General features: G+C 39.3%; 4 protein-coding genes. 2 read left to right on the plus strand and 2 right to left on the minus strand.

Translation table 11 applies throughout. The features are described 5' to 3' along the window. The first annotated feature begins 396 nt into the window (after window positions 1–396). Both QL982_RS14170 and QL982_RS14175 read left to right on the plus strand, forming a co-directional pair. A complete protein-coding gene (locus QL982_RS14170) occupies window positions 397–1,065 on the plus strand; it encodes a hypothetical protein (RefSeq protein ID WP_290190421.1) in 669 nt (222 codons plus the stop codon). A 102-nt stretch (window positions 1,066–1,167) separates the two neighbouring features. Beyond that, complete coding sequence (locus QL982_RS14175) at window positions 1,168–1,731, plus strand: hypoxanthine-guanine phosphoribosyltransferase (RefSeq protein WP_290164757.1); 564 nt, start codon at window positions 1,168–1,170, stop codon at window positions 1,729–1,731. 452 nt (window positions 1,732–2,183) lie between these two features. On the opposite strand, the gene QL982_RS14180 is transcribed toward QL982_RS14175, so the two are convergent. Both QL982_RS14180 and QL982_RS14185 read right to left on the minus strand, forming a co-directional pair. Further along, window positions 2,184–2,705 carry a MepB family protein gene (locus QL982_RS14180; RefSeq protein WP_290164756.1) on the minus strand — a complete coding sequence of 174 codons (522 nt, stop codon included), beginning with the start codon at window positions 2,703–2,705 and terminating at the stop codon, window positions 2,184–2,186. Window positions 2,706–2,758: 53 nt separating this feature from the next. Then, window positions 2,759–3,342: ATP-binding domain-containing protein (locus tag QL982_RS14185; protein ID WP_290190422.1), on the minus strand; the 584-nt coding region annotated here is incomplete at its 5' end.

Below are 3,342 nucleotides of genomic sequence, written 5' to 3' on the forward strand. Positions count from 1 at the left end.
ATATGATAAATTAGTGTGCCGCGAGCAACCCACTCCATTATTAAGAAAATAATAGCGAGATTTTAATTGGATTACTAGGGCATTTCCGCAAACAATAGTCATTTAAATAGACTGAAAATGGCTGTATTTTGCCAAAAAACGTCAAATGACGGGTTAATATCTCGATATTATTTGCCCTGTATTTCTCATTTTCACCACCATTTTTGAAATAAAGACACGGCCTAGTCAAAGACTCTATATCGTATAATGGGGAAAAGTCATTAATTGACATGTATTGTGATAAATATTGAGTAAATACTCGATACAGATTTAGACAAGTATCCTGTAAAAATAGTACTTATTGAATGATAGATAGACCTCTGCCAACCATCAAAAACAACGAATAAAGGAAGTACAATGGCACATTATTTTGGATTCGTACCCTCAGATAAATTAAAAGTATTGGTGAAGGAAGCCGAACAAGTCGTTGCTTCAAATGAGAAAGTAGACTATTACCCTTATCGTGATGCTTTGACTCATCAAACCGCTCGCGATTTGACGGACAGTTTATTGGTTGGTTTGGTAGACATTATTCCAAACCCTGAACGTCAAGCTTCTATGCGTAAAGTCGTTGGAACGATTGAGCGTGCAACAGATACCTTGCTCAACATCTTACTGGGTAAAGAAAATAACAAAGAGGTATTACCGAGTTTTAACTTCCTAAGAGATCACGCCACGTTCATCGATAATGAAGGGGTCGAACGTGTGGGCTTTAAACTGTCGGAAGCAGATGCAAAAACCATCGTCGAAGGTTTTGCTGCCATCACACCTGATCACGTAGATAGAGCCAAATTTAAAACAGCACTCGAAACCATGAACGAAGAGACATTGACCCAATTTATCAGTCGTTTTTCTGAGACATTGCAGCTAGGCATGATCAAACGCAAATCCGTACCCGTCGCCAAATCTGCGATTGATAAAGGCATGAGTATGGCACTTAACAAGCTATTGCCTGACCTACCAGATGACTCATTGAACCGTTTGGCCAATTATTACCGCCCATTTATTATAGAAAAGCCAGAATAATCCTAAAAACTGGATTAATTTTGTCCCAAAAGTCACATGACGTTGGGCAAATTCACTAAAATTTGCTAAAATAAGCGGCACTTTTTACCAAAGGCACACCCGATGACCCAAATCAGTAACCAAGAAATTGAAAAAACATTACGCAACTCAGAGTGCCTTATCAGCAGTATCGAAGTAGCCGCTGCTTATGAACGCTTGGCCGCTCAGCTTAATCTGCATTATGCTGGTCTAAACCCAATTGTCATGGTCGTTATGAACGGTGGATTGATTCCAGCTGGCCAACTACTGACACACCTGACCTTCTATCATCGCATGCATTATATCCACGCGACACGTTATCGTGAAAACGAAGGTACTAACGAGCTGGATTGGAAATTTAAGCCTGATGTTAGTATTGAAGGTGAGCACGTATTGCTGATTGATGATATTTTTGATGAAGGCATCACCTTAAAAGCAGTGGTCGAGGAGTTGAGTAAAGAAAAGCCTTTATCACTTGAATCTTGCGTTTTGCTCAACAAAGAGCACGATCGTAAAGTTGAAGGGTTTGACGTTGATTTTGTTGGTATCAACGTTGCTGACCGTTACGTCTATGGCTGTGGTATGGATTTTCATGGTTACTTACGTCACTTACCAGGTATCTATGCAATCAAAGAAAACAAAGTTTAAATCTTATATTTAAGTGCCTGAAAACATTTAAATCCTAAAAAAGCATCCAAATTGGATGCTTTTTTTATTGCTTAGATTTTATGACTCATATAGGGTCTGTTGAACATTCAAATATTAGGGCTGCTGATTGCTAAAATTGCACCAAACTAGGCGCAAGCCGACGATAATGTCGAGACCTTAACTAGGATTGCAACAACGTTTGGGGTGATTTTAGCATCAGCCTTTCAGGGCAGTACTATTTTCTGCCAATATATGGCGAAATTGTTTAACCTAGAATGACTAGGCGTCAAAAATTTCACTGCATATTGTCTAAAAAATAGTGACTGCCAGCACCACATTTGAATGTTCAACAGACCCTAGTCAAAGTACTCTAAAATGGGTACAAGGCAGCCGACTGCAGATTGTACAAGTAGTACATCTAAGGATGGGTAACGCCGTAGCAGTTTAGTTGTTCACCGACTATACAATGCCCGTATTTTTTCTGTCGGTAGTACGCCTGTATCCGTAACCGTGAAGAAATAATCGAGTTGCCAAGTCTGAGTCTTTACAGCAGTATTACTGGTTGGCTTATCCCAGCTAGGATAGACCCTTATGCCCATCTTACCTTTTGTAGAATGAGACTGAAGGATATTATGTCTCAGTAAGATATACTTCGGAAAAACAAACTGCCCAAATGTATGATTGTCTTTAAATGTCGTGATTACTAACAAGTCTGGTGACTGATCATATTGGAAAGGTTGATTAATGCCTTTGGCGTCCTTTTCCCAAAAAGTAACGAACTGCCCTACTTTATTCGGTGTTTGCTTAGCAGCTCTACCTCTAGCTGTTTTAATAGCCGATCGAGATGATAAGGTAAATAATCCTGCTGCGTATTCAGAGTTTTGTGCCTCCTGTTTAATTGAGGATACAATGAATTGGTGAGGCTCATAAATGATTTTATTGATATGATCTAGCACACTGTCAAAGGTATGCAACTTTAATTCCCCTTTTTATATCCTGTACTTTCATGTCCTGTAATACTTATCTATTAAAGCTTAGAAAACTGTAATGCCAAACCTGTATGGCGCTCAGTTGGCGTTTGAACCGCTTTTTCTAGGGCGTGTTTGGTACTATAAATGGTCACTTGTTTCTTAGCACGAGTCACTGCTGTATAGATAAGCTCTTTGCTCAATAATCTTGCATGACTATTATCAAAAGTAACGGCTACATGATCAAACTCAGACCCTTGTGATTTATGAATGGTCATCGCATATGCGGTGGCAATAACCTCTTCATTTAGTAAATTGACCGCAATGCCTTGTGCCTTATTTTCAAAGAACACTTCTAGTCGGCTTCTATCATTGCTGGTCTGCAAGCAAAAACCAATATCACCATTAAATAGCCCAAGCTCATAGTTGTTTTGTAAAACCATAACAGGTCGACCATGGAACCATGTGTTTTGACCCAATGGTAGTTTTAGTTCAGCAAGATGCCACTGGGTGAGATAGTTATTGATATAGTGGTCGCCCCATTCACCATTATGGCCAGCAGTGAGGATTCTAAATTGATTAAATACTTCCATTAACGAAGTGGTAGTATTTTTAACTGATTCTGGCACGGATTTCCCGACTG

It is taken from the genome of Psychrobacter sp. 5A.1 (genome assembly GCF_030407455.1).
GTDB lineage: Bacteria > Pseudomonadota > Gammaproteobacteria > Pseudomonadales > Moraxellaceae > Psychrobacter.